Origin of the sequence: Kribbella sp. NPDC003505, from assembly GCF_040610875.1 — a bacterium.
Lineage (GTDB): Bacteria > Actinomycetota > Actinomycetes > Propionibacteriales > Kribbellaceae > Kribbella.
This window is the reverse complement of sequence record NZ_JBEXNA010000010.1, coordinates 293,103-318,676: the sequence shown is the minus strand read 5'-3', so window position 1 is coordinate 318,676 and position 25,574 is coordinate 293,103. Positions and strand designations below refer to the sequence as shown.

The following is a 25,574-nucleotide window of genomic DNA, read 5'->3' as shown; positions in this document are numbered from 1 at the left end:
GGCTGCCTTTCGGATCTGTCTGTGGGGTGACCTTACCGGTCAGGGTGAGATCGCCACGGCTCCGGTACGGCGCGGGTCGCCGACCGCGAGCAGACCGTCGGCCGGATCCCAGAACGCGGCCGCGACGCCGCCGAAGTACATCGAGTGCGGCGGCATCGGGCGGGACGGCAGCGCCGTCGTCCCGGACACCGGCAGGTCGTCCTCGTAGTCGACGACCACGTCCTCACGGACACGGACGTGCAGCCGCGGATGCTCGACGGCCTCCCGCAGCGGCAGACCGCCGTGGATGTGCAGCGCGTAGACCTGCGCGAGCGCGGTCGGGATCCGGTCCGAGCCGGGCGAGCTGATCGCCAGCACGGCGCCGTCGCTGTCGCGGCGGGCGACGCTCGGCGCCATGTTCGAGGTGAGGCGGGTGCCCGGGGCCAGGCTGTGCGGCCCGCCGTGCAGGAGTTCCTGCTCGCCGAGGGCGTTGTTCAGCCAGATGCCGGTGCCGGGCGTGAGGACGCCGGAGCCGTAGCCGGACGAGACCGTGATCGCGCACGCGTCGCCCTGGTCGTCGACCACCGAAACGGTCACCGTACTCGGAGAGGTCAGCGCGCGGAGGTCTCCGGCCGCCGCGAGCTCGAGCAGCTTCTGGCCCTCGAGCTTGCGCACATCCTCCTTGTCGAGCTCGGCGAGCCGGCGTCCGAGCACCGCGTGCTGGACGTTGACCAGGCGCTCCAGCTCGGACTGGCTCCAGCTCCCGTCGGACGGTACGCCGTCGAGTAAGGCAAGCATCGCGGCGACGGCCACACCCCCGACCGCGGGCGGCGGGTTGGTCGCCAGGCGCCAGCCGTTCTGCTCGACGACCAGCGCCGGCCGTACGACGGCCTCGTACGCCGCCAGGTCCTCCGCGGTGAGGATGCCGTCGTTCGCGGCCATGTCGTGGATCAGCAGCTGGGCGAGCTGGCCGGTGTACATCGTCTCGGCGCCCTCGCGGGCGATCAGCTCGAGCGCCTCGGCGAGCTCCGGGATCACGACCGTGCTGCCGGCCTTGATCACGTCCCCGTCGCCGTCGTGCACGACACCGTGGCTCGGCTGGTGCCAGCCGAAGATGATCTCGTGGGTGAAGCCCAGGTAGTAGCCCGACGTGCGGCTGAGCGGGAACCCGTTCCGGGCGATGTCGATCGCGGGCTGCACGACCTCGTGCCAGGGCGCCTTGCCGGAGCGGTGATGCGCGAGGTCGAGAGCCTTCATCCCGCCGGGGGTGGCGACGGAGCCGTGGCCGACGGTGGTCGTCGTCCCGCCGCCGTAGTCGGTGGTGATGTCCCAGACGCTGCGACCGAACCGGTCCGCCGACAGGCCGCGGCCGGGCATCTCCACCCAGCCGTCGATGGTGACCGGATCGCCACCGGCCACCTGCAGCGTGACGAACCCTCCCGAGGCCGGCGACACAATGCCGACCTCGTTCACCATCGCGACGAGCGTGGCGGCGATCGCGGCGTCCACCGCGTTGCCGCCCTCCGCGGCCACCCGCACGCCGGCGTCGGCGGCCGCCGTGTTCGGAGCCGCGACCGCCACCCGCGGGTGACCACCCCTCATGGCCGTCAGCCGACCCGCTGAACGGCGCCGAAACGGTCGACCGTGACCTGGACCGCGGCCTGCCGGGCGGCGGCGACCTCGTTCTCCTTGAGCGTCCGGTCGGGCGCCCGGAACCGCAGCGCGAACGCCAGCGACTTCTTGCCCGCCCCGATCTGCTCGCCGGTGTACACGTCGAACAGCCGCACCGACTCCAGCAGCTCGCCCGCACCCTCGGCCAGCGCCACCTGCACGTCCGCCGCCGCGACCTCGGCCGGGACGATCAGCGCGACGTCCTCCTTGGCCACCGGGTACGACGAGAACGGGTGCGCGGTGATCGACTCCGGACCCGCCGCGATCAGCGCCTCCAGGTCCAGCTCGGCCGCACTCGACCGGGCCGGCAGGCCGAACGCCTGGCAGACCTTCGGGTACAGCTCACCCGCGTGCCCGACGACCTTCCCGTCGACCGAGAACTCCGCACACCGGCCCGGGTGCCACGGCGCGAGCTCGGCGTTCTTCACGGCCGGCTCGACACCGACCGCGGACGCGATCAGCCGCGCGATCTGCACGGCGTCGGCCCAACTCGCCGGGCGGCCCTTGCCCCACCAACCGGTCGGGGTCAGTGAACCGGTCAGCACCACGCCGATGTGCAGCGGCTGGTCCGGGAGCGCCTCGTACAGCGACTGGACCTCGGCGTCGCTCGGCCGGTGCTCGACCGACGGGAGCGGCGCGGGCTTCGTCTCCGGCTTCGGGTGGAAGACCAGGCCGGTCTGGAAGATCGCCAGGTCGTTCGCGCCGCGGCCGACATTGCGCTCGGCGGTCCGGAGCAGCGTCGCGAGCAGCGTGGTCTGCATCGACGGCTCTTCGTCGGACAGCGGGTTGACCAGCTTGACCGTCGTACGGCGGGAGTCGTCGGCCGGGATGCCCATCGCGTCGAAGTCGGCCGCACCCGTGAACGGGTACGAGACCACCTCGGTCAGCCCCGCGCCGACGAGCGCGGTCGCGACCTTCCGCCGGCGCTTCTGGGCCACGGTCAGCCCCTGCCCACCCGGCGCGGGCGGCAGGATCGACGGCACGTTGTCGTACCCGAACAGCCGGATGACTTCCTCGGCGAAGTCGTTGGGGTCCCGAAGGTCAGGCCGCCACGACGGCGGCGTCACCGTCAGCAGGTCGTCCCCCTCGATCCGGGTGGAGGCGACGGTGGTGGTGCCGGCCGCGGCCAGCGCGGGAGCGTGCGCGCCGGCAGCCAACGGTGCGGCGACCGCGTCCGCCGCGGCAACCTCGATCGTGCAGCCCACGGACTCCAGATGCCGGACCGTTTCCTCGAGGGTGATCGGGGCGCCTGCCACGCGGGCCGCGTGGTCCGCGCGGAGCGTGACCGGCGACGGCTTCGGGTGGGTGTCGACGACGGTCTCCTCGGCGAGGATCGTCCCGCCGGCGTACTCGGCCAGCAGGTCGGCGACGCGCTGCGCGGCGTACCGCGGCAGGTGCGGGTCGACCTCGCGCTCGAACCGGCGCGACGCCTCCGACGACAGCTTGTGCCGCCGCGACGCCCGCGCGATCACGATCGGGTCGAAGTGCGCGGCCTCGATCACCACGTCCGTGGTGGCCTCGGAGATCTCGGTCGACGCGCCGCCCATCACCCCGGCGATGCCGATCGGGCCGGAGTCGTCGGTGATCAGCAGATCCTCGGCGTCCAGCTCGCGCGTCTGGTCGTCCAGCGTCATCAGCTTCTCGCCGGCGTTCGCCCGGCGGACGACGATCTCGCCGGACAGCCGCGCCTTGTCGTAGCCGTGGATCGGCTGGCCCAGCTCGAGCATCACGTAGTTCGTGACGTCGACGCCGATCGAGATCGGGCGCATCCCGGAGGCGAGCAGCCGCTTCTGCATCCACCGCGGCGACAGCGACTTGGCGTCGATTCCGGTCACCGTCCGCGTGACGAACACGCTGCACGCCTTGGCGTCGTCCACCCGCACCGGATACCCGCCTTCGCCGGACCCGTTCAGCGGCAGGTCGGCCGGGTCCTTCAGCGGCACGCCGTACGCCGTGGCGGCCTCGCGGGCGACACCCCGGATCGACAGGCAGTACCCGCGGTCCGGCGTCACCGCGATGTCGAGCACGTCGTCGCGCAGCGCGAGCAGCTCGATCGCGTCGTCGCCCGGGGCGGCCTCGCCCGGCTCCAGCACGACGATGCCGTGCGTGCCATCGTCGCCGAGACCGAGCTCGGCGCTGGAGCAGATCATGCCGTTGGACACGTGGCCGTACGTCTTGCGCGCCGCGATCGCGAAGCCGCCGGGCAGCACCGCACCCGGCAGCACGACCACCACGAGGTCGCCGACCTCGAAGTTGTGCGCGCCGCAGACCACCCACTGCGGCTCGTCCTTGCCGATGTCGAGCGAGCACCAGCGGATGGTCTTGCCGTTCTTCTGCGGCTCGTTCTCGTACGTCAGGACCTTGCCGACCACGAGCGGACCGGTCAGGTCGGACTCCTCGACCGTCTCCACCTCGAGACCGGCCCGGATCAGCTGCTCCGCGACCTGGCGGCCGGTGACGTCACCCGGCAGGTCGACGTACTCACGAAGCCATGACAGTGGGACCCGCATCAGATCTCCATCCCGAACTGGCGGCTGAACCGCACGTCACCCTCGACCATGTCCCGCATGTCCTCGACGCCGTTGCGGAACATCAGCGTCCGCTCCAGACCCATGCCGAAGGCGAAACCGGAGTACCGATCGGTGTCGATGCCGCAGGCCTGCAGGACCCGCGGGTTCACCACGCCGCAGCCGCCCCACTCGATCCAGCCCTCGCTGCCGCAGGTCCGGCACGGGCGGTCCGGGTTGCCGACGGACGCGCCGCGGCAGACGAAGCACTTCAGGTCCACCTCGGCCGACGGCTCGGTGAACGGGAAGAAGTTCGGCCGCAGCCGGGCCTCGAGGCCCTCGCCGAACATCGAGACGACGAAGTGGTCGAGCGTGCCCTTCAGGTGCGCGAGCGTGATCCCTTCGTCCACCACCAGCCCCTCGACCTGGTAGAAGACCGGCGTGTGCGTCGCGTCCAGCTCGTCGGTGCGGAACACCCGGCCCGGGCAGATCACGTAGATCGGCGGCTTGCGGGTCAGCATCGACCGCGCCTGCACCGGCGACGTGTGCGTCCGCAGCACCTTGCCGGAGCCGGCCGGCTCGACGAAGAAGGTGTCCTGCATCTGCCGCGCCGGATGGTCGGGCTGGAAGTTCAGCGCGTCGAAGTTCAGCCACTCGGCCTCGACCTCGGGCCCCTCGGCGACGTCCCAGCCGAGCGCGGTGAACACGTCCGCGACCTGCTCGGAGATCAGCGACAGCGGGTGCCGCGCGCCGAGCTCCGGGGTGTGCCACGGCAGCGTCACGTCGACCCGCTCGGTGGCCAGCATCCGCTCCTCGTGCTCGGCCTCGAGCACCGCGAGCCGGGACGCGAACCCCTCGTTGATCGCCTTCCGGGCCGCGCCGATCCGCTGCCCGGCCTCCTTGCGGGCCTGCGGCGGCAGCGCGCCGATCTCCCGGTTGGCCAGCACGATCGGCGACTTGTCGCCGAGATGGACGGACTTGGCCTCCTGCAGGGCGGCCAGATCGGCCGCCCCGGTGAACGCCGCCAGCGCCTCGTCGCGCGTCCGCTCCACCTCTTCGGCATGCAGCGGCGTCACTTCGACCGGGTCGTAATCAGTGTTGGGACCGGACATGGCTCGCTCTCGGGTTGATACGTCTGCGGATTGCAGTCTAGAAACCCCAGCCCCAAGACCGTGAATCGGCCGTCCACAACCCCCTCCCCACATCCCGGGTCGGGGAGGATCTTGCCCCCGTATCGGGACGAGATCCTCCCCGGCCCGACTAGGCTGGCCTAGGTGACCGGCAGGTGGCGGAGCATGCACGGGGAGTGCCCGTCCAGCCGCGGAGGCGTAGGGCGGCGACCACTTGTGCGGCTGCGGCACACGGTTCGCCGACCAGGTGGTACCCGAACCGCAGCGTCAGCTTCCCGGGACATCGCGGCGGCGTTGTCCCGGGTCATGTCACGCCAGCGGCTGGTCGTCTCCGCATGGCCGATCTGACCATCCAGTTCGATCCTCCCCAAGCCAGGCAATCAGCTAGGGCCCAGGCGGTGGTGGGCTCGGGTTACGCCGATGAGGATGGCGAGGCCGGCGATGAAGGCGCCGACGCCGATCGGGAGGTAGAAGTACGGGTCGTCCGCTGCGCCGGGTGGTGTCATCCACGAGCCGTTCCGGGGCTCCGACAGGAGCAGGAAGACCGCTCCGGCCAGGTCGTACGCGAACGCCAGGACGATCGTCGCGACCGCGAGCGTGCGCGCCCACGTCAAGACCCGCCGGTTTCCGCGTGACCGCCCGGCCAGCATGGTCCCGAGCGCGATCGGCGGCAGCAGGAACACCAACATCAGCACCAGGTTCGCCGCGCCCTGCTCAGTCACGGCCCGCCGACCCAGAGCTGGAGTCGGGTCGGCGGGTCGATCAGCCACCGTCGCGTCATACCGCGAATGCTGTCAGTGCACCGGGTCGTCCACCGGCTGTACGGCGTCCGGCACCTTCTTCTCGCCCTTCGGCAGGACGGCCAGCGCCACGACCGCGCCGGCGACCGCGCCGAGCGCGCCGACCGTCATCGCGATCGACATGGCGTCGACGAAGGCGTGCTTGGCGGCCGCGAGGAAGTCCGGGCCGAGCGCGAGCGTGTCCGCGATGGACTTGCGCGCCGCCTCCGGAACCGAGTCCGGCAGGGCCGACGAGTACGCCGCGGCGAGCACACTGCCCAGCACGGCGACCGACAGCGCGGCACCTGTCTGCTGGACGGTGTCGTTCATCGCCGAGCCGACTCCGCGGTGGTCCGGCGGAACGGCCTGCATCAACAGCGTGTACGCCGCCGGGCCGGCCAGGCCGCCGCCGACGCCCATCACCAGCAGGCCGACGATCAACAGCCCGTATCCGCTCGAGTCCGACACCTGGGTGAGGATCGCGAAACTGCCCGCGATGATCAGCAGACCGAGCGAGATCAGCGTCCGGTCCGCGATCTTCTTCCCGAGCGTCGCGCCCAGCCCGTTGAACAGCGCCGCCGACACGGCGTACGGGATCAGCGCGAGCCCCGCCTTCAGCGGCGAGTACCCGAGCGCGAACTGCAGGTACTGCGTCAGCGCCAGCAGCAACCCGCCCGCGGTGAACGACAGCAGCACGATCGACAGACTCGTCCCGCTGAACCGGCGGTCCTTGAACAGCGCCAGCGGCACCATCGGATGCGCGCTCCGCTTCTCCCACAGAGCGAACGCCGTCAGCGCGACGACGCCGACCGCCAGCGCACCGAGCACCCGAGCGGATCCCCAGCCGTGCAGCGGGATCGACACGATCGCCCAGACGATCGACGCCATCCCGACGATCGTCAGCACCGCGCCCGCCGGGTCGACGGTGCGCGCCGGGCCCTTGGACTCCGGGATCAGCGCCAGCGTGCCGATGATCGGTAGGATCGCGATCGGCACGTTCAGCAGGAAGATCGAACCCCACCAGAAGTGGTTCAGCAGGACGCCGCCGACCGTCGGGCCGGCCACCACGCCCACCATCGCGACCATCGACCAGCCCGCCATCGCCTTGCGCTGCTCGTCCGGCGGGAACACCGTGAACAGCAGCGACAGCGTGCTCGGCATCAGCAGCGAACCGCCGACGCCCATCAGGCCGCGGCAGGCGATCAGCTGCCACGGATTCTCGGCGAGGGTCGCGAGCAGCGACGCCGCGCCGAAGACCACCAGTCCGAGCAGCAGCATCTTCCGCCGGCCGAAGCGGTCCGACAGGCTTCCGGCGGTCAGCAGCAGCCCGGCGAAGGCCAGGATGTAGGCGTCGATCACCCACTGGATGTCCGCGGGCGTAGCGCCGAGGTCGCGCATCAGGGACGGGATGGCCAGGTTCAGGACGGTGTTGTCGACGACCAGCACCATCAGGCTCAAGCACAGGATCAACAGGATCCACCAGCGGCGGGGGTGCCCCTCGGTGGTGGACTCGAACGGTGTACTAGTCACTCGCACACTGTACGACTAACTCGAACGGCGTGCGAGTCCTTTGTAGGATGGACGCCATGAAGGACTGGATCTGGACCCGGGAGCGCAAGGCCTCCCCCGCCCGGGAGACGCTCAGCCGGGAGCAGATCGTGGCCGCCGCGATGACGATCCTGGACGCCGACGGCGTCGCCGGGCTGAGCATGCGCAAACTGGCCGCGAAGCTCGACGCCGGCGCGACCAGCCTGTACTGGCACGTGCCGACCAAGGACGACCTCGTCGACCTGCTGATCGACGAGGTCTGGGGCGAGATCGACGTACCCGAGCCGGAGCTGGCCGGATGGCGGGCCGGCGCGCTGCTGTTCGGGCACAGCCTGCGATCCGCCGTCCTGCGGCACCCGTGGCTGCCCGAGGTGATGTACACCCGCCCGAGCATCGGCCCGAACGCGATGTCGCTCGGCGCCCGCGGCCTGGTGCTGTTCGGCGCCGCCGGGTTCACCGAGCACGAGATCGACCTGGCGATGAGCAGCGTCATGTCGTACGTCCTCGGCACCGTCAGCGCCGAGGTCGCGACCCGCGAGATGGTCCGCAAGTCCGGCCGGTCAGAGGACAACTGGGTCAGCCAGATCGTCGAACAGGCCGAGGCCGTCGCCGGCGACTACCCCGAGATGCAGGCCTCCGTCCGCCGCCGCACCGCCGTAGGCCTCGACGCCGGCCTCACCCAGAACTTCGTCTTCGGCCTCGACGCCCTCCTCGACGGCCTCGAGGCGCGCGTCAAACGCTGACCGGGTAGATCGGGTTCGTCCAGGCTCGACCGCCGGACGCGTCTTCGACCGTGACGCGGCAGTGGGTCGCGCGGAAAAGCGTCAGAGGGAACGTGGCCTCGGTGAGGTCGGTGCCCTCGGCCCACTCGGCGCCCGGGTGGCCTCCGCTCAGGAGGATCTTGGCCGCGGGTGAGCACTGCACCGTGATCGTGTCGCCTTCGATGCGTACGTCGTACAGCTCGGGGCCGGTGCTCGAGTAGAAGTGGCCGGCTTTGAGGGCGGTCAGGAGAGCGTCCGGCTCGAGGGATTCGGCGCGGACGTGGACCCAGGCTCGGCAGGGTTGCGGGTCCTGGGGTTGGAGGTGGGCGTCGTCGGCTGCGTAGGTGGTGAAGCGGTGGCCTCGGTTGAGGAGGACATCGGTCAGGTGCCAGCTGTCGCCGCGGTTTTCGCGGTCGGAGAGCGCGTTGTAGACCTCGATCGAGTGGGCGGCATCGAGGCTCTCCGCATCGGCCGCGGTCAGGAGAGATGCTGACGGGTGGGCCATGCCGACGAATGCGCCGGCGGCACGGGCTCGGCGGGCCAGCTCAGGACCGGTTTCGGAGGCGGACGGCGGCGCGAAGTCCAGCGGGAGGCCGACTGCGACGATGTGCCATTGCCGGCCTGCTTCGGTGCGCGGGGCGTGCAGTTCGGCGCCGACGATCGTGGTGAAGCCGGCTGTGCGGAGGTCTCGGGTGTCGCTGATTGCGAAGCCGTACTCGGCGCGGAAATGGTCGGTGATCGACACGAAGTCGTAGCCGGCGCCGCGGTACACGTCGGCGGTCTCGGCCGGGGTCCGCGCTCCGTCGGAACGGTTCGAGTGGGTGTGCAGGTTGCCACGCCAGAACCGTCCCGGCAGGTCGAAGATCATCGGCGTTGCTCCCGGGCGGACGCGTAGAGACAGATGGCGGCCGCGGCGGCAAGGTTCAGCGACTCGGCGCGCCCGTAGATCGGGACCTTCACCGAGTGGTCGACGAGCGCGTTGACGCCGTCGGGCAGGCCGTGCGCCTCGTTGCCGAACAGCCACACGGTGGGTCTCGCCAGGGTGCCGTCGTCGATGCACGTGTCCAGATCGGTCGCCCCGTACCCGTCGGCGGCGAGGACCTGCAGGCCCTGCTCACGCCAGGTGCGGACAGCCTCGCCCAGGGCGACGTCCGTGCTGATCGGCAGGTGGAAGATGCTGCCGACGCTGGCCCGGACCGCCTTCGGGTTGTGCGGGTCGACGGATTCGGCCGTCAGTACGACGGCATCGGCGCCGGCCGCGTCCGCCGTACGAATCAACGTACCGACATTGCCGGGGTCGCGGACCTGGACGCCGGCGGCGACGAGCTGCAGGGAGCCGGCCGGCAGCGGGACGGTCACCAGGGAGCAGACAGCGACCACGCCCTGCGAGGTGACGGTCTCGCTCAACGCCTCGACGGCGGCACGATCGACCCCGAACCATGGGACCCCGGCGGTCACGGCAAGGTCGTGGAGATCGCGATGCCGGGTCGCGACGGCGGGCTCGGCGTACACCTCGACGACGAGTTCGCGGTGCTCCAGTGCTTCCCGGACAGCCTGCGGGCCCTCGACCAGGAAGCGTCCGGACTTGCGCCGGAACGAACGAGTGGCGAGCCGCCGAGCCTGCTTGATCCGCGCGGATTGCGCGGTCAACAGACCGGGACTCGCCACTTCGCAGCTACGGGTGGTGCTCAGGCCGCGTCGGTCTTCGGCGCGTTCACGTCCGCCGGCAGGGCGGCCTTGGCCACCTGCACGAGCGCGGAGAACGCGGCCGGGTCGTTGACGGCCAGGTCGGCGAGGATCTTGCGGTCCACCTCGACCTCGGCCAGGCGCAGGCCCTGGATGAAGCGGTTGTAGGTCAGGTCCTCGGCGCGGACCGCGGCGTTGATGCGCTGGATCCACAGCTTCCGGAAGTCGCCCTTGCGCGCCTTGCGGTCACGGTAGGCGTAGACGAGCGAGTGGGTGACCTGCTCCTTGGCCTTGCGGTACAGCCGCGAGCGCTGACCGCGGTAGCCGCTGGCCTGCTCGAGTACGACCCGGCGCTTCTTGTGGGCGTTGACTGCCCGCTTCACGCGTGCCATGAGGTGTTACTCCTTGTATTTCTGCGCCGGAGCCGGACGGAGTCCACTCGGCGGGGGATGTTCGGGGAGGGTGGGGGTGCTCAGATGCCGAGAAGCTTCTTGGCCTTCTTCACGTACGCCGGGGCGACCTCGACGGTGCCGGACAGGCGGCGCTTGCGCTTCGAGGTCTTCGCCTCGGCGAGGTGGCGGACACCGGTCTGCTCACGACGGATCTTGCCCGACCCGGTGACCCGGACCCGCTTCTTCATCCCCGAGTGGGTCTTCATCTTCGGCATGGCTGTTCAGCTCCTGGTTGTTTCTTCGTTGACTCGAACTTCGGTGCGACGGCTCCGGCCCGTCACGAGCCGGAGCGTGACGTCACTCCGGGTCGAGGTTGTCGGCCGGACCCTTCGGCTTCTTGGTGACACCGGCGGCGCGCTGGGCCTCGTGGGCCTGAGCCTGCTCGGCGCGCTCCTGGCGCTCCGCCTGCTCCTCGGCCTCGCGCTCGGCCTTGCGCTGCGCCTTCTCGGCTTCCACGTCCACGCGCGCCTCGGACTTCTTCTTGTGCGGTCCGAGCACCATGATCATGTTCCGGCCGTCCTGACGCGGCGAGGACTCGACGAAGCCGAGCTCGCTGACGTCCTCGGCGAGCCGCTGCAGAAGCCGGAAGCCGAGCTCCGGCCGGGACTGCTCACGACCGCGGAACATGATGGTGATCTTGACCTTGTCCCCGGCCTTCAGGAACCGCACCACGTGACCCTTCTTGGTCTCGTAGTCGTGCGGGTCGATCTTCGGCCGCAGCTTCATCTCTTTGATGATGGTGTTGGTCTGGTTCCGGCGGGACTCGCGCGCCTTCTGCGCGGTCTCGTACTTGTACTTGCCGAAATCCATCAACTTGCAGACCGGAGGCCGTGCGGTCGCCGCGACCTCGACCAGGTCGAGGTCGGCCTCCTGGGCCAGCCGCAGTGCGTCCTCGATCCGGACGATGCCTACCTGCTCACCGTTCGGTCCGACCAGCCGCACCTCGGGAACGCGGATGCGCTCGTTGACGCGCAAATCAGTGGTGATGGGTCCTCCTGGGTTGAACTCGTACTGGATGCCACCTCGTGATCACCGCGAGCCCCCTGGAAAACACGAAGGCCCTCGTGCGATCACACGAAGGCCCAATTCCCAGCGGTACGACGTCCCGACCCGGGCGGGTGGTACGCCGTACTGTTGACCGGGACCCGCCGACTGTTCATCGACTGGGTGGGAGGTGGCCCTCCGCTTAGACTCGAACGGCTGGTGAACCTGATGTATTCCGCTCAGGGGTCACCAACAGACCGGGTCGGTCGCCGTGCAAGAGTAGCAGCATGACCGACGCAGATGCCACTTCACAGTCCGACCCCCACCAGGACGCCCAGTCCGACGCCCAGTCCGACGCCCAGTCCGACGCCCAGCCCGGTCCGCTCTCGACCGCGTCCCGCGACATCGCCGAGGTCCCCGCCGTGGAGATCATCTCCACCGCCGCGCTGCACCTGATGAGCGCCGCCGCGGTCAACCTCGGCCTGGCCGCGGACCTGCCCGACCACAAGGACCTCGACGAGGCCCGCTCGCTGATCGACTCGCTGGCCGGCCTGCTGGACGCCTCCGCCCCGGCCCTCGGCCATCACCACGCCGCGCCGCTGCGCGACGGCCTGCGCTCGCTCCAGCTCGCGTTCCGCGAGGCCAGCAGCATCCCGGACGAGCCCGGTCAGGGCCCCGGCGAGAAGTACACCGGCGCGGTCTTTCCCTCGGCGACGCACAGGTCTTGAGCTGGAGCGCGGTCCAGCTCCTAGCGTCGGGGAGATGGACTACAGGAACCTGGGAACGACCGGCCTGAAGGTCAGCGAGCTCTGCCTGGGCGCGATGATGTTCGGCGACCGGACCGACGAGCAGGACAGCCGCACGATCCTCGAGACGTTCACCGACGCCGGCGGTACGTTCATCGACACCGCCGACGTGTACGGCGCGGGCGCGTCCGAGGAAGTGCTGGGACGATGGCTGAAGACGCAGCGGCGAGAGGACTACGTCATCGCGACAAAGGTCTACTGGCCCACCGGCCCGGGCCCGAGCGATCAAGGCCTGTCCCGCAAGCACGTTCTCGACGCGGTCGACGCAAGCCTGCGCCGGCTGGGAACCGACTACATCGACCTGTACCAGCTCCACCGCTGGGACGACAGCACTCCCCTTGGCGAGACCTTGTCGACGCTGGACGGCCTCGTGCAGGCCGGCAAGGTCCGCTACATCGGCGTCAGCAACTTCCGCGGCTGGCAGCTGCAGAAAGCCGTCGACCTGTGCGCGCAGAACGGGTGGCAGCCGCTCGCCGGCCTTCAGCCGCTCTACACCTTGCTGGACCGCTCCCCCGAGTGGGAGCTGCTCCCGGTCTGCCAGAACGAGGGTCTCGGCGTCATCACCTGGTCTCCCCTGCGTTCGGGCTGGCTGTCCGGCGCGTTCCGGCGCGGCATGACCGCACCGCCCGCGGACAGCAAGGTCTCCACGCCCGGCACCCACGACTGGGATCGGTACGCGAACGAACGCACCTGGCACGTCATCGACGAACTGGCGGCGGTTGCGGCCGAGACCGGGCACACGATGCCGCAGGTCGCGGTCCGTTGGCTGATGCAGCGGCCGGGCGTGACGGCACCGATCATCGGTCCGCGGACGCCGGCGTACCTCGACGATCTGCTCGGGGCCGCGGACTTCACCCTGGCACCGGAGCACCAAGAGCGGCTCGACGCCGCCAGCCTGCCGGAGCCGGTGCCTTATCCCTACTTCTTCGACTGACCGTCCTGGGCGCTGTAGTAGGCGATCTTGTCGTCCAGTACGCCGAGCGCGAGATTCATCTTCGCGACCTCGTCGCGCAGCCGGGAGCGGTGCTCCTCGAGCAGCTCGACCAAGCCGGTCGGGCCGCTCGAGCGGTCCCGCATGCGGCCCATGAACTGCTGGAGGTCGCTGATGCCCAGCCCGGCGTTGCGCAGGCACACCAGGAGGCCGACCCACGCCACGTCATGGTCGCTGTAGACGCGGCGTCCGGCCGTGTCCCGGTGGACGGGCCCGAACAGTTCCAGGCGTTCGTAGTAGCGCAAGGTGTCCAGGCTCAGACCGGTGCGCTCGGAGGCCTCGGCCGGTGCGTACGTAGTCATGCCCTCCATCCTGCGACCTGGAGTGCACTCCAGGTCAACTACTGTCGGGTGTCGTGACTCCAGACGCCGTACCCGCTCCGGTGGCGAAGCTCGACGCACAGCAGTTGCTGCGGGACGTCAACGACGCCACCGGCGCCGGACTCGAGTTCCTGGGACAGGCCGCGGCGGGCGAGGTCGGGGCCGCGTTCGTGCGGTGGCCGGACGGGCGGGACGGCGTCCTCACCCGCGGATTCGGCTCGGCGGCCGACCTCCGGCGTACGGCGGAAGTCCTCGACGCGGCGCGGCAGGACGGCCTGCCCGTCCCGCGGTACGACTTGCTGGCCGAACTTCCCGGCATCGTCGGTGTCGTGCAGGAGCGCCTACCAGGGCGGGCGCCGCGGACGGTCGACCGGACGCTGCTGGAGTCGATGATCGCGCTGACCGACCAGTTCGCCGGCCGGGGCGGCAGCCTGCCCGTGCCGTCGATGTATCTGCTCGAGAGCGGCCCGGGCTTCTGCCTGCACGAGTCGCTCCAGGTGTACGACGACCGCACGCGGAAACTCCTGGACCGCCTCCACGAGATCGGCCGCGCCGACCCGGGCGGCATGGCCGGCGACGACCTCGTACACCTCGACTTCCACACCGGCAACGTGCTGACCGACGCCGGGCGGATCACCGGGATCGTCGACTGGGACGGGATCGGTCGCGGCGATCGCCGGTTCGCCCTGGTCACATTGCGGTTCGACGCGCACGCCCGGCTGCCCGGCGCGGACCTGACGTGGTTCGACGACCTCCTGGCGACCAGGCTCGACCCCGCCGTGCTGCGCCTCTACTGGGCGCACATGACGCTCCGCCTGGTCGACTGGTCGATCCGCCACCACACGCCCGCCGACACCGCCCGCTGGCTCGACTTCGCCGAACCGCGGCTGCACTGATCAACCCTTTTCGGGCCAGCCCGAAACTGGGTGGAACACCCCGCCTGCACAGGGTCATCGCCCCTACCTTCGACAGTGAGACCTCCGACCGGAGGTCACCACTCGGGAGGGACAGAAATGCGCAAGATTGCTATGACTGCCGCCGGCATCGCCGCTGCTGTGATCGGTACCGGGATGGCGCTGGCGCCGACGGCCAACGCGGCGTCGACGGCGTCGACAGCGTCGACAGGGGCCGCGGCGACCATGGGCACGACGGCGACCTGCCCGTCGGGCGCCGTGTGTCTGCGGGAGCCGAACGGCAGCATCCTGAGCAAGAACATCTGGTACAGCTACGGCGCGCACAACCTGCAGAACGTGACCGGCTACAAGGTGCTGATCAACAACCAGACCGGCGGCGCCGGCTTCCAGATCTGCAAGGGCTACAACGGCACGAACTGCTACCCGGTGCAGCGCTACGTCGGTGAGTACGCGTCGTACGACTTCACGCCGATCAACTCGATCGTGCTGGTGAAGTAGTCCGGCAGCACGCGGCCGGGCTCCGGCCACCGCGGGGCCGGAGCCGGGTCGCGTCAGCCCTTGACCGCGCCTTCCTCGACGCCCTTGAAGAAAAAGCGCTGCAGGGTGGCGAAGACGATCACGATCGGGATGAACGCGATCATCGTGCCCGCCGCGATCAGCCGCGGGTTGTTGCTGAACGTGCCGGACAGGTACTGCAGGCCGACCGTCAGCGTGTACTTGTCCGGATCGGTCAGCACGATCAGCGGCCAGAGGAAGTCGTCCCAGGCGCCGATGAACGCGAAGATCGCGATCACGCTGATCGTCCCGCGCACCGACGGCAGGCCGATGTACACGAACCGCTGCCACGCGTTCGCGCCGTCCACGATCGCCGCCTGGTCGACCTCGAGCGGCAGCGCGCGGAACGCGTTGTACATCAGCAGCACGTTGAGGGCGCCGATCATGCCCGGCAACGCGACACCGAACAACGTGTTGGCCAGCCCGAACTCCCGGACCGTGACGTACTGCGAGATGATCGTGACCTCGCCCGGCAGGACCAGCGTCGCGAGGAACAGGCCGAGGACGATCTTGCGGCCGCGGAACTGCAGCCGGGAGATCGCGAACCCGGCCAGCGACGCGCCGACGATGTTGCCGCCGACCACCAGGAACGCGACCACGAGCGAGTTCCGCGCGTAGTCCCAGACCGGGATGGTGTCGGTGACCGCCTTGTAGTGGTCGAACGTCGGTTGCGCCGGCAGCAGCCGCGGGATCCGGGTGTAGATGTCCTCCCCCGATCCCTTCAGCGACGTCGACAGCTGCCACAGGAACGGCCCGATCGTGATCAGCAGTACGAACACCAGCAGGACGTACCGCGCGACCTTCTCCCGCGGCGAGACCGAGTTGAACCCGAACGATCCCTTGCGCCGGACAGGCTTCGGCGGCTCCGGAGCAACGGCCGGACGCGCCGGATCGGTGACAATGCTCATGCTTCTGCTCCCCGGCGGTTGAGGCGGGCCAGCACCAGCATCGGTACGACGGTGACGAAGAACAGCACGATCGACAACGCGGACGCGTAGCCGAGGTTGCCCTCGAAGCCCTGGCTGTACTGCTGGATCAGCATCACGACGGAGTTGTCCCGGCCGCCCGGTCCACCCTTGCCGCCGCTCAGGATGAACAGTTCGGAGAACACCCGCAGCGCCGACACCGAGATCAGGATCGAGATCAGGATCATCGTCCCGCGGACGCCCGGGATGGTCACGTGCACGAACCGCCGCAGCGGCCCGGCGCCGTCGACCGCGGCCGCCTCGTGCAGCTCACGCCCGACGTTCCCGAGCGCGGCCAGGTAGATGATCATGTAGTACCCGAGCCCCTTCCAGATCGTCAGGCTGATCGCGCTCAGCAGCAACAGCCACTGATCGGACAGAAACGGCAGCGGCCCGGAGATGACCCCGAGCTTCTCGGCCAGTCCGTTGACCAGGCCGCGGTCGTCCAGGATCCACTGCCAGATCAGCGCCACCACGACCGCGGACGCCACCACCGGCGTGTAGAACGCGGTCCGGAAGAACGTGATCCCGGGCAGCTTCTTCTCCACCAGGACGGCGAGCAGCAGCGGCAGGACGGTCAGGAACGGCAGGCAGACCACCATGTAGATGACGCTGTTCAGCAGCGCCCACCGCAGCTGCTCGTCGTGCAGCAGGGTCTCGAAGTTCTTCAGGCCGACGAAGGTCCCGCCGCCCAGCGGCTTGGCGTTGGTGAACGACAGGATGACGGTGTTGATCGACGGCCAGAGATTGAAGACCAGCAACCACGTGAGTGCCGGGATCACCAGCACCCACGGGGTGAACCAACGGTTGGAACGCATCACTGGGTGAGCAGCTGGTTGGCCTTGGCCACTGCGGCGTCGAGTGCGGCCTGGGAGGAGATCTTGCCGGAGATCGCCAGCGAGATCTGCTGCCCGATGAAGTCGTTGGTCGCACCGCTGATCACCGGCGGCTGCAGCACCTTGGCCTTGGCCAGCGACTCGAACGCGAGCACCTTCGCGTCACTCTCCGGCGTGCCATCGGACTTCGAGAAGTACGGGTCGGACGCGGACGCCTTGGTGGACGGGAAGATGTTCACGATCTTCGCGAACGCGGCCTGGTTCTCGGCGTTGGTGACGAACCGGGCGAGCGCGATCGCCGCCGCCTGGTTCTTGGTCTTGGACGACACCGACAGCCCCTGCACGTAGAGCGGCGGCGTGTCCAGCGCCGGCGACGGGACGACCTTGCCCTTCAGCGACGGGTTGTCCTTGTTGAAGTCCTGGATCGCGTTGCCGCCGCCGGTGGTCCAGGCGACCTTGCCCTGGGTGAAGAGCTTGGAGTTGCCCAGATACTCGTTGGTCAGGATGTCGCGCGGCATGTAGCCGGCCTTGTAGGCGTCGCGGTACTTGTCCAGCAGCGCGGCGGCCTCGGGGGTGTTGAAGACGAACTTCTTGCCGTCGTCGGACAGGATCTTGACGCCGGCGTTGGTGAAGTCACCGATGCCCGGCAGCCGGCTCATCAGGTACTCCTTGCCGCCGGTCTTGTCGTGCATCGTCTTCGCGGCGGCGAGCAGCTCGTCGAAGGTCTTCGGCGGGTTCTTCGCGTCCAGGCCGGCCGCGGCGAACTTGGTCGCGTTCCAGTAGTCGATGTCGGTGTTCAGGTACCACGGGTAGCCGAAGGTGCCGTCCATGCCCTGGTACTGGTACGCCTGCACGCCGCCCTCGACGTACTCCTCGCTCAGCTTCGGGTCCGCGGCGGCGACGTCGAGCAGCATGTTCTGCTTGGCGAGACTCAGCGCGAAGTCGGGCGGCAGGTTCGTGACATCGGGGAGCTGGCCGGCCGACGCCTGGCTCAGCACCTTCTTGTCGTAACCGTCGCCGGGCTGGTCCAGCCAGGTGACGTGGGTGCCCGGGTACTTCGCCTCGAACGCCTTGATCACGCCTTCGACGTACGACGTGAACTTGGGCTTCAGCGCCCAGGTCTGGAAGCTGACCTCACCGGTCACCTGGGCGTTCGCGTCGACGGTCGGCTTGGCGCCGCCGCTGCCGCCGGAATCCTCGGAACCGAGGCCGCATCCGGCGAGGGTGAGAGCGGCGGCGGCAAGACTGGCCACGAGCGCCGAACGGCGTCTACGCATGGGATCTCCTGGATTTGATAAACCGGTATAGCTCCCGAACTATCCACATCGTAGAATCCGCTGTCAAGGGTGGAGGAGGTGCCAGATATGGCGAGACCGACGATCGCGGACATCGCGACCAGGGCCGGGGTGTCCAAGGGCGCGGTGTCGTTCGCGCTGAACGGACGGCCCGGCGTCAGCGACGCGACCCGGGAGCGGATCCTGAAGATCGCCGAGCAAATGAGCTGGCGGCCGCACAGCGCGGCGCGCGCGCTCGGTGCGTCGCGGGTCGACTCGGTCGGCATGGTAATCGCGCGGCCGGCCCGGACGCTCGGCGTCGAGCCGTTCTTCGCGCACCTGCTGTCCGGCGTCCAGTCGGGCCTGTCCGCGGAGTCGATCTCGCTGCAGTTGCTGATCGTCGAGGACACCGCCGCCGAGATCGAGGTGTACCGGCGCTGGGCGTCGGAGCACCGCGTCGACGGCGTGATCCTGGTCGACCTGACCGTGAAGGACCCGCGGGTCGAGGCACTGAAGGCGCTCGAACTGCCGGCCGTGGTGATCGGCGGCCGCGGCGGCAAGGGCGCGCTGGCCTCGGTCTGGGCCGACGACCGCGACGCGATGCTCTCGATCGTGGAGTACCTGGCCGCGCTCGGTCATCGCCGGATCGCCCACGTCGCCGGTACGCCGAACTTCCAGCACACCCAGCGCCGGATCCGGGCCGTCCGCGACGCCGCGCCCCGCCTCGGGCTGCTCGACGCGCCCTCGCTGACCACGGACTTCAGCGACGCGGAGGGCGCCGCGATCACCCGCAAGCTGCTCTCCCAGCCGGACCGCCCGACCGCGATCGTCTACGACAGCGACGTGATGGCGGTGGCCGGGCTCGGCGTCGCGATGGAGATGGGCGTGTCGGTCCCGGGCGACCTGTCGATCGTCGCGTTCGACGACTCGATCCTCACCCAGCTCATGCACCCGGCACTGACGGCGCTGTCCCGTGACACCTTCGATTTCGGCCGCCAGGCCGCCGAGGTGCTGCTGCAGACGATCGCCGACCCCGGCACGGTGATCAACCGCCGCTCCGCCGACCCGGTCCTGACCGTCCGCGAGTCGACCGCTCCTCCGGCCTGATGTTGCCTGACGGCCTAAACCGATTTAGCATCCTCCGCATGGCTTCGGAGACCGTCGTGCCCAGGTTCGGTGCGAACTACGTGCCCTCGGCGGGATGGTTCTACAGCTGGCTGGACTACGACGGCGACGCGGTCCGCCGGGACTTCGCGGACCTGGCCGGGCTCGGCCTGGATCACGTCCGGGTGTTCCCGGTCTGGCCGTGGATCCAGCCGAACCGGGCGATCATCCGCGAGCGGGCGATCGCCGACCTGCTGGACACCGTCGACGCGGCCGCCGAGCATGGGCTGAGCGTCGCGGTCGACCTGATCCAAGGGCACCTGTCCAGCTTCGACTTCCTCCCGTCGTGGGTGCTGACCTGGCACAAGAGCAGCCTGTTCGAGGACAGCACGGTCCGCGACGGACTCACGGCGTACGTCGACGTCGTGGCCCGGGCGGTCGCCGCGAAGCCGAACGTCTTCGCGATCACGCTCGGCAACGAGGTCAACAACCTCTGGCCGGACAGCCCGACCACGCCGGAGGCCTCGACCGCGTGGGCGCAGGATCTGCTGGCCACGCTCAAGAAGGCCGCGCCCGGCGTCCTCGCGCTGCACTCGGTCTTCGACGACGCCTGGTATCAGGGCGACCATCCGTTCCACCCGGTCGACGCGGTGGATGTCGGGGATCTGACCACTGTCCACTCGTGGGTTTTCAACGGGGTCTCACGAGTGGACGGTCCCCTCGGCCCGGCCACCCTCACGCACGCGGACTACCTGATCGAGCTCGCGAGGTCGCTCGACCCGCAGCGACCGGTCTGGCTGCAGGAGATCGGCGTGCCCGGGCCTGACATCCCCGTCGAACTGCAGGCCGAGTTCACCCGACGGACCGTTGCGACAGTCCTGGGCAACCCGGCGCTGTACGGCGTGACCTGGTGGTCCTCGCACGACATCGACCGCCGCCTGCTCGACTTCCCGGACCGCGAGTACGACCTGGGCCTGTTCACCGTCGACCACCGGCGCAAGCCGGCCGCCGACGCGCTCGCCGACCTGATCGCGACGGCGCGCGCGAACGGCGTACCGGCGCAACCACCCGCCACCACGCTGACCGCGCCGATCAACCTCCGCACGGAGCCCGCCCGCCGCGCGGAAGTTGCCCCCGGCAGCGAGTTCCACCTCCGGTGGGTCGAGGCCCGCACCGAGGGGCCGGTACGGATCGCGCTGCCTTGATCGTGTGCCAGGTCGACAGGACGTCTCGGCGCGCTGCGGCACCGACGCCCGCCGGCTGAGCGTGAGACCGGCCGACCGGTTGCGACACGTCCTGTCGAGATGACACACACCTAGGCCTGCTTGCCGATCAGGACCTCGATGCCGTCGAGGATTCTCGCCAGGCCGAATTCGAGGTCGTCGTCGAGCTCGTCCTCGTACTCGTGGTTCAGGTACAGCGCCGTCAGCGTCGGGTAGCCGCCCTCGATCAGTCGCGGCACCAGGAACTTGCCGACCTCCTCGGCCTGGACGGGCGTGGTGTCGCTCGCTCCGAGCTGGCGGGCCAGGGTCGCGTAGTTCCGCGACCAGCCGTCCAGGAGCACCAGGCAGCCGAGGTTGTCGTGCTGGCTGAGCCCGGTCCCGGCCAGCGCCGCGAGCATCACCTCGACCCAGCGCAGCAGGTTCGGCGTGACGGGCGCGCCCCGGATCGGTACGTCGAGCAGCCACGGGCGCTCGGCGTACAGCTTGACCTGCGCGTCCACCCACGCGATCGCCGCCGCGCGCCAGCCGGACGGCAGCTCGGGCGGTAGGCCGACCGCCTTGTCGTGGACGAGCACGATCAGCTCTTCCTTGGACCGGACGTAGCGGTACATCGCGTTCGTGGTGACGCCGAGGTGCGCCGCGATCCGCTGCAGCGAGACCGCCTCGAACCCGTACCGGTCGCCGAACTCGATGCCGGTGGCCACGATCTGCTCGATCGACAGCGCCGGCTTCGGCCCGCGCCGCTGCCCCGGCAGGACGCCCCAGGACAACTCGAGTCCGGGCGGCAGAGGGTCGGTCATACGTTCATCGTGACAGGGGTGGTAGCACCACCCGAGAACGGGTCCTGAGCACCGGGCGGCGTAACTGTGCAATCCCTACGCTTTTAGCCATCGGAACACGACGAGAGGACTCCCGATCATGAACACGCTGCTCGAACCCCTGCTGACCCCCGACCAGGTCCGACTCAGCGACGCCGACCGGCGCGCGGCGATCTCCAAGCTGGAAAGTGCCGTCCGGCAGGCCGCGCTGACCCCGGCTCAGGCGAGTGACCGCCAGGACCGCGTGCTCGCGGCCCGGACCCGCGGCGAGCTCCGGATGATCCTCGCCGGCGTCGCGGACGCGGCCCCGCCGCGCGGGCTGACGACCGCACTCCGGGTCGCGACCGGCGTCTGGCTGGTCACCTGTGTGGTGCAGTTCGTGGTCTGGGCGTCGCTGGCGATGTTCGGCCACTTCGACAGCCCGTGGTGGCTCTGGTCCGACCTCGGTCTCGGCGCCGTGGTCGCCATGCTGTGGTGGACGAACGAGTCGTACCACCGCAAGTCCGACGTACTGGTTACCCAGTGATCTATTGCGTGAGTTCGATCCACCCGTAGCCGCCGTCCTCCAGCCGCACCACCTGGAAGCCGGCGGCCAAGCGGCGTACGTCGTCGGTCTCGATCACGCCCGCGGCCGGGCCGGCGATGTCCAGCACGATCGCGGCCGCGCCTTCCTGGATCGCGGCCGTCGCGACCAGCTGCGCCCGGGCCGGCATCGGGCGCGCCTCCGGACTCCAGCGGGCCAGGCTCTCGGTGCCCGTGAACGCGAGCAGTGCGTTCCGCCCGTCCTGTCCCTGGAGCAGCGCGACAGCCATGTCCGACGTCTTGTCGTGCGCCAGCCCGTTCTCGTCGTACTCCACCTCGCCGAGCATCGCGACGACCGGCACCAGCAGCCGAGCCTTGGTGAGCGCCGCGAGCACCGCTCCCCCGTCGCCCGTGGCGAGCGCGTTCGCCAGCGCCGGATCCGCCGACCCGTCGTCGTCGTCGAACCCGGTGAATGCCAGTCTCCGCTGCGGTGGTTGCACGGCTTCATTGTCCCGGACCGCGGTTTCAGGGGTCCGTCAGGGCTGTTCCCCTCTTGGATCGCGGTCCGACTGTGCGAGCCTGGGTATGTGCCTGACTTCAACGATTTGACGCTGCTGCCGTTCTGCGTAGGGCTCACGCTGCTCGGTCTGATCGGCTCGTGGGCCGCGTGGCGGCGCCGCGGGGTCGCGGCCGGCACGCGCGGTGTGGCTTGGTCCCTGCTTCCGGTTTCGCTGTACCTGACCGGGCTGCTGGAGCTGGTCTGGGACGTGGTCCGCTCCTCCGTGAGCTGGGTCACGCACCTGATCTTCTCGCCGACCGTGTGGTCCGGTGTCGCGCTGTTCGGCGTCTCGGTCGTGCTGTACATCGTCTCCGGTGTGGCCCGCGGCCGCGGTGGGAACCAGAAGAAGGCAGAGAAGAAGCCCGCCTCGCCCGCGGGTGAGTTGACGTCCACAGGCCCAGCGCCGGCGTCAGCCGCCACCGCCAAAGCTGCCAAGCCGTCGAAGGGGAAGGCGAAGCAGCAGGAATCGTCGGAGTTCGACGAGATCGAGGACATCCTGAAACGCCATGGAATCAACTGACAAGGCCCCTGACCACGGCCCCACGCCCCTGACCATCGACTCGCTCCTGGACAACGTCCAGGCCGGATCACCCCAGCTCGGCCGCACCCGGCTGATCGGCATCGACGGACCGGCCGGCTCCGGAAAGACCACCGTCGCCGCCCACGTCGAGGCCCGCGCGAAACTGCGCGACCTGAACACGTACGTCATCCACATGGACGACTTGTACGACGGCTGGACCGGAGCGGAGCGCGGCTTCGCCCTGCTCCGCGACCACGTCCTACAGCGCCTGGCCGACGGTCGCGAGGGACGCTACCGGCGGTACGACTGGTACCAGGGCGCGTACGCCGAGCTGCACGTCGTACCGAGCACGGTCGACCTGCTGATCGTCGAAGGCGTCACCGCCTGCGACCGGGACGCGGCGCACTGGCAGTCGCTGCGGCTGTGGGTCGAGACCTCGAACGAGGTCCGGCTGGACCGCGGCATCGACCGCGACGGCGAGGCCCTGCGCGACCACTGGCTGGAGTGGATGCGCTGGGAGCGTGACCATTTCGCCGAGCAGGCCACCCGCTCCCGCGCCCACGTCATCGTCGACGGCAACCCGTCGACACCCTTCGACCCAGCGCTCGAGCTGGTCGCCACGTCGGTGGCGCTACCGCCTCACGACTCAGCCGCCTCCTGACGTCCGTCCCACGACCACTGGGTGACGGCCTGGCCGTCGTCGATGTCCTCGGTTTTGTGCCGGTACATCGTGTTGAAGGTGGTCCAGGCGAAGTAGTCGTGCAGCACCGAGCGGACCCGTTCGTCGTCGATGCCGGCATCGGCCAGCGCCGCGTCGAAGCAGTCGATCGCGCGATGGTTCATCTCGTCGTGTTCACCGTTACCCGCGTGCCGGCGCTGGACGGATGCCTCGCTGCCGTAGGACTCGGTGTAGACGGACGGTCCGCCCAGGGCCTGTCCCCAGTACGCCGCGAGCCGCTCGGTGTGATCCGGCCGCGCCCCGCCGTGAAAGGCGTGGCTGACGATCTCGTCTGCCATCACCCGCTCGTGCCACGCCGCCGCCAGCCGCAGCATGCCGTCGGCCCCACCCGCCGCTTCGTAAACGGTCTCCATGGCGTCAGTCTGCTGCAACGCGGCCAGCCGGTCACGGATCTGAGCTCGTTCCGGTTCGGAACCGGCCAGCGCACGTGCGTGCTCGTAGGCGGTGATCGCCTCGGGCACCTGTCCGAGGCGCTGCAGGAGGTCCGCCCGCGCCAGCGCGAACGGGTGGTAGTCCTGGAGGCGGGGTTCGGCGGCGAGCTCGTCGAGGAGTTGGAGGCCGGCGGCGGGTCCGTCGCGGAGCGCGATCGCGGCGGCGCGGTTCAAGGCGACCACCGGGGACGGGTCGAGGTCCAGCAGGACGTCGTACAACTGGACGATCTGCTGCCAGTCGGTGCCGGCGAAGTCGGTCGCCTCGTCGTGCACGGCGTTGATCGCGGCCTGGACGGCATACGGTCCGGGCGGGCCGCCGGTCAGGGCCGCGACGACCAGATCGCGGCCTTCGGCGATCATCTCGTGGTCCCAGCGGCCGCGGTCCTGGTCCTCGAGCAGCACGATCTCGCCGTCCGGGCCGGTGCGGGCGTCGCGACGGGCGTGGATCAGCAGCATCAGGGCGAGCAGGCCGGTGACTTCGCGCGCGTCGGGGAGCAGCCGGTGCACGATGCGGGCCAGGCGGATCGCTTCTTCGGCGAGGTCCAGGCGTTGCAGGTACGGGCCGGCGCTGGCGGCGTACCCCTCGGTGAAGACCGAACAGATCACCTGCAGGACACCGGGCAGCCGCTCCGGCAGCTCGTCCGGCCCGGGCACCCGGAACGGGATCCGCGCCTCCCGGATCTTCTTCTTCGCGCGGACGATCCGCTTCGCCATCGTCGCGGTCGGGACCAGGAAGGCCCGCGCGACCTCCGGCGTGGTCAGCCCGGCCAGGCAGCGCAGGGTCAGCGCGCCGCGGTCCTCCGGGGCGAGCGCGGGATGCGCGCAGGTGAAGAACAGTTGCAGCCGCTCGTCGGGCAGGTCGTCCCCGGCGGCCTGCGGCGCGGACCGGTCCGCCTCGACCTGCAGGATCGCGAGTTTGGCGGCGTACACCTGGTCCCGCCGGAGCCGGTCGACCGCCTTCCGCCGGGCGGTGGTCATCAGCCAGCCGCCCGGGTTCGGCGGGACGCCGTCGACCGGCCAGCGGGTGAGCGCCGCCTCGATCGCCTCCGACGTGACCTCCTCGGCCAGGTCGAGGTCCCCGAAGCGCCGGGCGAGTGCGGCCAGCAGCCGGCCGCGCTCCTCCCGGAAGACCGCCTCGACCTGCTCCATCAGAACTCGGCGACCGGCCGGACGATCACGGACCCGCCGCCCCGCGACCCCGGGCACTTCGCGGCCCAGTCGAGCGCGACGTCCAGGTCCGGTACGTCGATCACGTAGAACCCGCCGAGCACCTCCCGAGTCTCCGCGAACGGCCCGTCGGTCACGGTCCGCCGGCCGTCGTTGGCCACCTCGACCCGGGTCGCGGTGACCAGATCGGCCAGGGACTCGGACGCGACCACCACGCCGGCGTCCTGGATCTCCTTGTCGAACCGCATCCAGTCCTCCGGCTCACACCCCACCGGCGCGTCCTGCAGGTCCAGCTCACCGGCGTTGATCAGCAGCATGTACTTCACGTCGTAC

At 69.9% G+C, this 25,574-nt stretch carries 28 protein-coding genes; 10 read left to right on the top strand and 18 right to left on the bottom strand.

Annotated elements, in window-relative coordinates; translation table 11 throughout:
* Positions 1-39 precede the first annotated feature (39 nt).
* From ABZX12_RS31320 to ABZX12_RS31300, 5 genes are all read right to left on the bottom strand, one after another.
* Complete coding sequence (locus ABZX12_RS31320) at positions 40-1,581, bottom strand: gamma-glutamyltransferase (RefSeq protein WP_355699050.1); 1,542 nt, start codon at positions 1,579-1,581, stop codon at positions 40-42.
* Between the two features lie 5 nt (positions 1,582-1,586).
* Complete coding sequence (pheT, locus tag ABZX12_RS31315) at positions 1,587-4,160, bottom strand: phenylalanine--tRNA ligase subunit beta (RefSeq protein WP_355699049.1); 2,574 nt, start codon at positions 4,158-4,160, stop codon at positions 1,587-1,589.
* A complete protein-coding gene (gene pheS / locus ABZX12_RS31310) occupies positions 4,160-5,269 on the bottom strand; it encodes a phenylalanine--tRNA ligase subunit alpha (RefSeq protein ID WP_355699047.1) in 1,110 nt (369 codons plus the stop codon). The genes pheT and pheS overlap by 1 nt, the downstream gene beginning before the upstream one ends.
* Before the next feature lie 398 nt (positions 5,270-5,667).
* Positions 5,668-6,009 carry a hypothetical protein gene (locus ABZX12_RS31305; protein WP_355699045.1) on the bottom strand — a complete coding sequence of 114 codons (342 nt, stop codon included), beginning with the start codon at positions 6,007-6,009 and terminating at the stop codon, positions 5,668-5,670.
* Between the two features lie 72 nt (positions 6,010-6,081).
* Positions 6,082-7,596 carry an MFS transporter gene (locus ABZX12_RS31300; RefSeq protein ID WP_355699043.1) on the bottom strand — a complete coding sequence of 505 codons (1,515 nt, stop codon included), beginning with the start codon at positions 7,594-7,596 and terminating at the stop codon, positions 6,082-6,084.
* Positions 7,597-7,652: 56 nt separating this feature from the next.
* Here ABZX12_RS31300 and ABZX12_RS31295 point away from each other — a divergent pair, with 56 nt between their 5' ends.
* Entirely contained in the window at positions 7,653-8,357 is a 705-nt protein-coding gene (locus ABZX12_RS31295) for a TetR/AcrR family transcriptional regulator (RefSeq protein WP_355699041.1), read from the top strand.
* Here ABZX12_RS31295 and ABZX12_RS31290 read toward each other — a convergent pair.
* The 5 genes from ABZX12_RS31290 to infC form a co-directional block, all read right to left on the bottom strand.
* Positions 8,347-9,243 (bottom strand): CehA/McbA family metallohydrolase, encoded by an 897-nt coding sequence (locus tag ABZX12_RS31290; RefSeq protein ID WP_355699039.1) that lies wholly within the window; start codon positions 9,241-9,243, stop codon positions 8,347-8,349. The genes ABZX12_RS31295 and ABZX12_RS31290 overlap by 11 nt on opposite strands.
* Positions 9,240-10,043 carry an RNA methyltransferase gene (locus tag ABZX12_RS31285; RefSeq protein WP_355699037.1) on the bottom strand — a complete coding sequence of 268 codons (804 nt, stop codon included), beginning with the start codon at positions 10,041-10,043 and terminating at the stop codon, positions 9,240-9,242. The genes ABZX12_RS31290 and ABZX12_RS31285 overlap by 4 nt, the downstream gene beginning before the upstream one ends.
* Positions 10,044-10,063: 20 nt before the next feature.
* Positions 10,064-10,453, bottom strand: coding sequence for a 50S ribosomal protein L20 (gene rplT, locus ABZX12_RS31280; RefSeq protein WP_131296281.1), 390 nt, complete (start codon positions 10,451-10,453; stop codon positions 10,064-10,066).
* Between the two features lie 80 nt (positions 10,454-10,533).
* Positions 10,534-10,728, bottom strand: a complete 195-nt coding sequence (gene rpmI / locus ABZX12_RS31275; protein ID WP_184842517.1) for a 50S ribosomal protein L35 — start codon at positions 10,726-10,728, stop codon at positions 10,534-10,536.
* Between the two features lie 82 nt (positions 10,729-10,810).
* Entirely contained in the window at positions 10,811-11,488 is a 678-nt protein-coding gene (gene infC / locus ABZX12_RS31270; protein WP_355475946.1) for a translation initiation factor IF-3, read from the bottom strand.
* Between the two features lie 296 nt (positions 11,489-11,784).
* On the opposite strand from infC, the gene ABZX12_RS31265 reads away from it, so the two are divergent.
* Complete coding sequence (locus ABZX12_RS31265; RefSeq protein ID WP_355699035.1) at positions 11,785-12,225, top strand: DUF1844 domain-containing protein; 441 nt, start codon at positions 11,785-11,787, stop codon at positions 12,223-12,225.
* 34 nt (positions 12,226-12,259) lie between these two features.
* Positions 12,260-13,237 (top strand): aldo/keto reductase, encoded by a 978-nt coding sequence (locus ABZX12_RS31260; RefSeq protein WP_355699033.1) that lies wholly within the window; start codon positions 12,260-12,262, stop codon positions 13,235-13,237.
* On the opposite strand, the gene ABZX12_RS31255 is transcribed toward ABZX12_RS31260, so the two are convergent.
* Positions 13,222-13,596: a MerR family transcriptional regulator gene (locus ABZX12_RS31255; RefSeq protein WP_355699031.1), complete on the bottom strand. Its 375-nt coding sequence runs from the start codon at positions 13,594-13,596 to the stop codon at positions 13,222-13,224. The genes ABZX12_RS31260 and ABZX12_RS31255 overlap by 16 nt on opposite strands.
* Positions 13,597-13,649: 53 nt before the next feature.
* On the opposite strand from ABZX12_RS31255, the gene ABZX12_RS31250 reads away from it, so the two are divergent.
* Complete coding sequence (locus ABZX12_RS31250) at positions 13,650-14,510, top strand: phosphotransferase (RefSeq protein WP_355699030.1); 861 nt, start codon at positions 13,650-13,652, stop codon at positions 14,508-14,510.
* A gap of 117 nt (positions 14,511-14,627) precedes the next feature.
* Positions 14,628-15,026: a hypothetical protein gene (locus tag ABZX12_RS31245; RefSeq protein WP_355699028.1), complete on the top strand. Its 399-nt coding sequence runs from the start codon at positions 14,628-14,630 to the stop codon at positions 15,024-15,026.
* Between the two features lie 53 nt (positions 15,027-15,079).
* Here ABZX12_RS31245 and ABZX12_RS31240 read toward each other — a convergent pair whose 3' ends face one another.
* Genes ABZX12_RS31240 through ABZX12_RS31230 form a run of 3 tightly spaced genes read right to left on the bottom strand, consistent with a single transcriptional unit; the run spans position 15,080 to position 18,161 of the window.
* On the bottom strand, positions 15,080-15,991 hold the full coding sequence (locus tag ABZX12_RS31240) for a carbohydrate ABC transporter permease (RefSeq protein ID WP_355699026.1): 912 nt from the start codon (positions 15,989-15,991) through the stop codon (positions 15,080-15,082).
* Positions 15,988-16,866 (bottom strand): sugar ABC transporter permease, encoded by an 879-nt coding sequence (locus ABZX12_RS31235; protein WP_355699024.1) that lies wholly within the window; start codon positions 16,864-16,866, stop codon positions 15,988-15,990. Before ABZX12_RS31235 ends, ABZX12_RS31240 begins: the two co-directional genes overlap by 4 nt.
* Positions 16,866-18,161 (bottom strand): sugar ABC transporter substrate-binding protein, encoded by a 1,296-nt coding sequence (locus tag ABZX12_RS31230; RefSeq protein WP_355699022.1) that lies wholly within the window; start codon positions 18,159-18,161, stop codon positions 16,866-16,868. Before ABZX12_RS31230 ends, ABZX12_RS31235 begins: the two co-directional genes overlap by 1 nt.
* An 87-nt stretch (positions 18,162-18,248) precedes the next feature.
* Between ABZX12_RS31230 and ABZX12_RS31225 the strand changes: the two genes are divergently transcribed.
* Together ABZX12_RS31225 and ABZX12_RS31220 are read left to right on the top strand one after the other, a co-directional pair.
* Positions 18,249-19,265, top strand: a complete 1,017-nt coding sequence (locus ABZX12_RS31225) for a LacI family DNA-binding transcriptional regulator (protein WP_355699020.1) — start codon at positions 18,249-18,251, stop codon at positions 19,263-19,265.
* Positions 19,266-19,303: 38 nt separating this feature from the next.
* Positions 19,304-20,467, top strand: coding sequence for a glycosyl hydrolase (locus ABZX12_RS31220; protein WP_355699018.1), 1,164 nt, complete (start codon positions 19,304-19,306; stop codon positions 20,465-20,467).
* Between the two features lie 110 nt (positions 20,468-20,577).
* On the opposite strand, the gene ABZX12_RS31215 is transcribed toward ABZX12_RS31220, so the two are convergent.
* Positions 20,578-21,285: a TetR/AcrR family transcriptional regulator gene (locus ABZX12_RS31215; protein WP_355699016.1), complete on the bottom strand. Its 708-nt coding sequence runs from the start codon at positions 21,283-21,285 to the stop codon at positions 20,578-20,580.
* 118 nt (positions 21,286-21,403) lie between these two features.
* Here ABZX12_RS31215 and ABZX12_RS31210 point away from each other — a divergent pair, with 118 nt between their 5' ends.
* Positions 21,404-21,829, top strand: a complete 426-nt coding sequence (locus tag ABZX12_RS31210) for a DUF1707 domain-containing protein (RefSeq protein WP_355699015.1) — start codon at positions 21,404-21,406, stop codon at positions 21,827-21,829.
* Position 21,830: 1 nt separating this feature from the next.
* On the opposite strand, the gene ABZX12_RS31205 is transcribed toward ABZX12_RS31210, so the two are convergent.
* On the bottom strand, positions 21,831-22,325 hold the full coding sequence (locus ABZX12_RS31205; RefSeq protein ID WP_355699013.1) for an SseB family protein: 495 nt from the start codon (positions 22,323-22,325) through the stop codon (positions 21,831-21,833).
* Positions 22,326-22,412: 87 nt separating this feature from the next.
* Here ABZX12_RS31205 and ABZX12_RS31200 point away from each other — a divergent pair, with 87 nt between their 5' ends.
* Positions 22,413-22,904 carry a hypothetical protein gene (locus ABZX12_RS31200; RefSeq protein ID WP_355699011.1) on the top strand — a complete coding sequence of 164 codons (492 nt, stop codon included), beginning with the start codon at positions 22,413-22,415 and terminating at the stop codon, positions 22,902-22,904.
* The gene (locus tag ABZX12_RS31195; protein ID WP_355699010.1) at positions 22,891-23,565 is read left to right on the top strand and encodes a hypothetical protein; all 675 of its coding nucleotides are present in this window, start codon (positions 22,891-22,893) and stop codon (positions 23,563-23,565) included. Before ABZX12_RS31200 ends, ABZX12_RS31195 begins: the two co-directional genes overlap by 14 nt.
* Here the strand turns inward: ABZX12_RS31195 and ABZX12_RS31190 are convergent.
* A complete protein-coding gene (locus ABZX12_RS31190; RefSeq protein WP_355699008.1) occupies positions 23,544-25,223 on the bottom strand; it encodes a DUF6596 domain-containing protein in 1,680 nt (559 codons plus the stop codon). The two genes, ABZX12_RS31195 and ABZX12_RS31190, sit on opposite strands and share 22 nt — an antisense overlap.
* The gene (locus tag ABZX12_RS31185) at positions 25,223-25,558 is read right to left on the bottom strand and encodes a YciI family protein (RefSeq protein WP_355699072.1); all 336 of its coding nucleotides are present in this window, start codon (positions 25,556-25,558) and stop codon (positions 25,223-25,225) included. The genes ABZX12_RS31190 and ABZX12_RS31185 overlap by 1 nt, the downstream gene beginning before the upstream one ends.
* Positions 25,559-25,574: the final 16 nt, after the last annotated feature.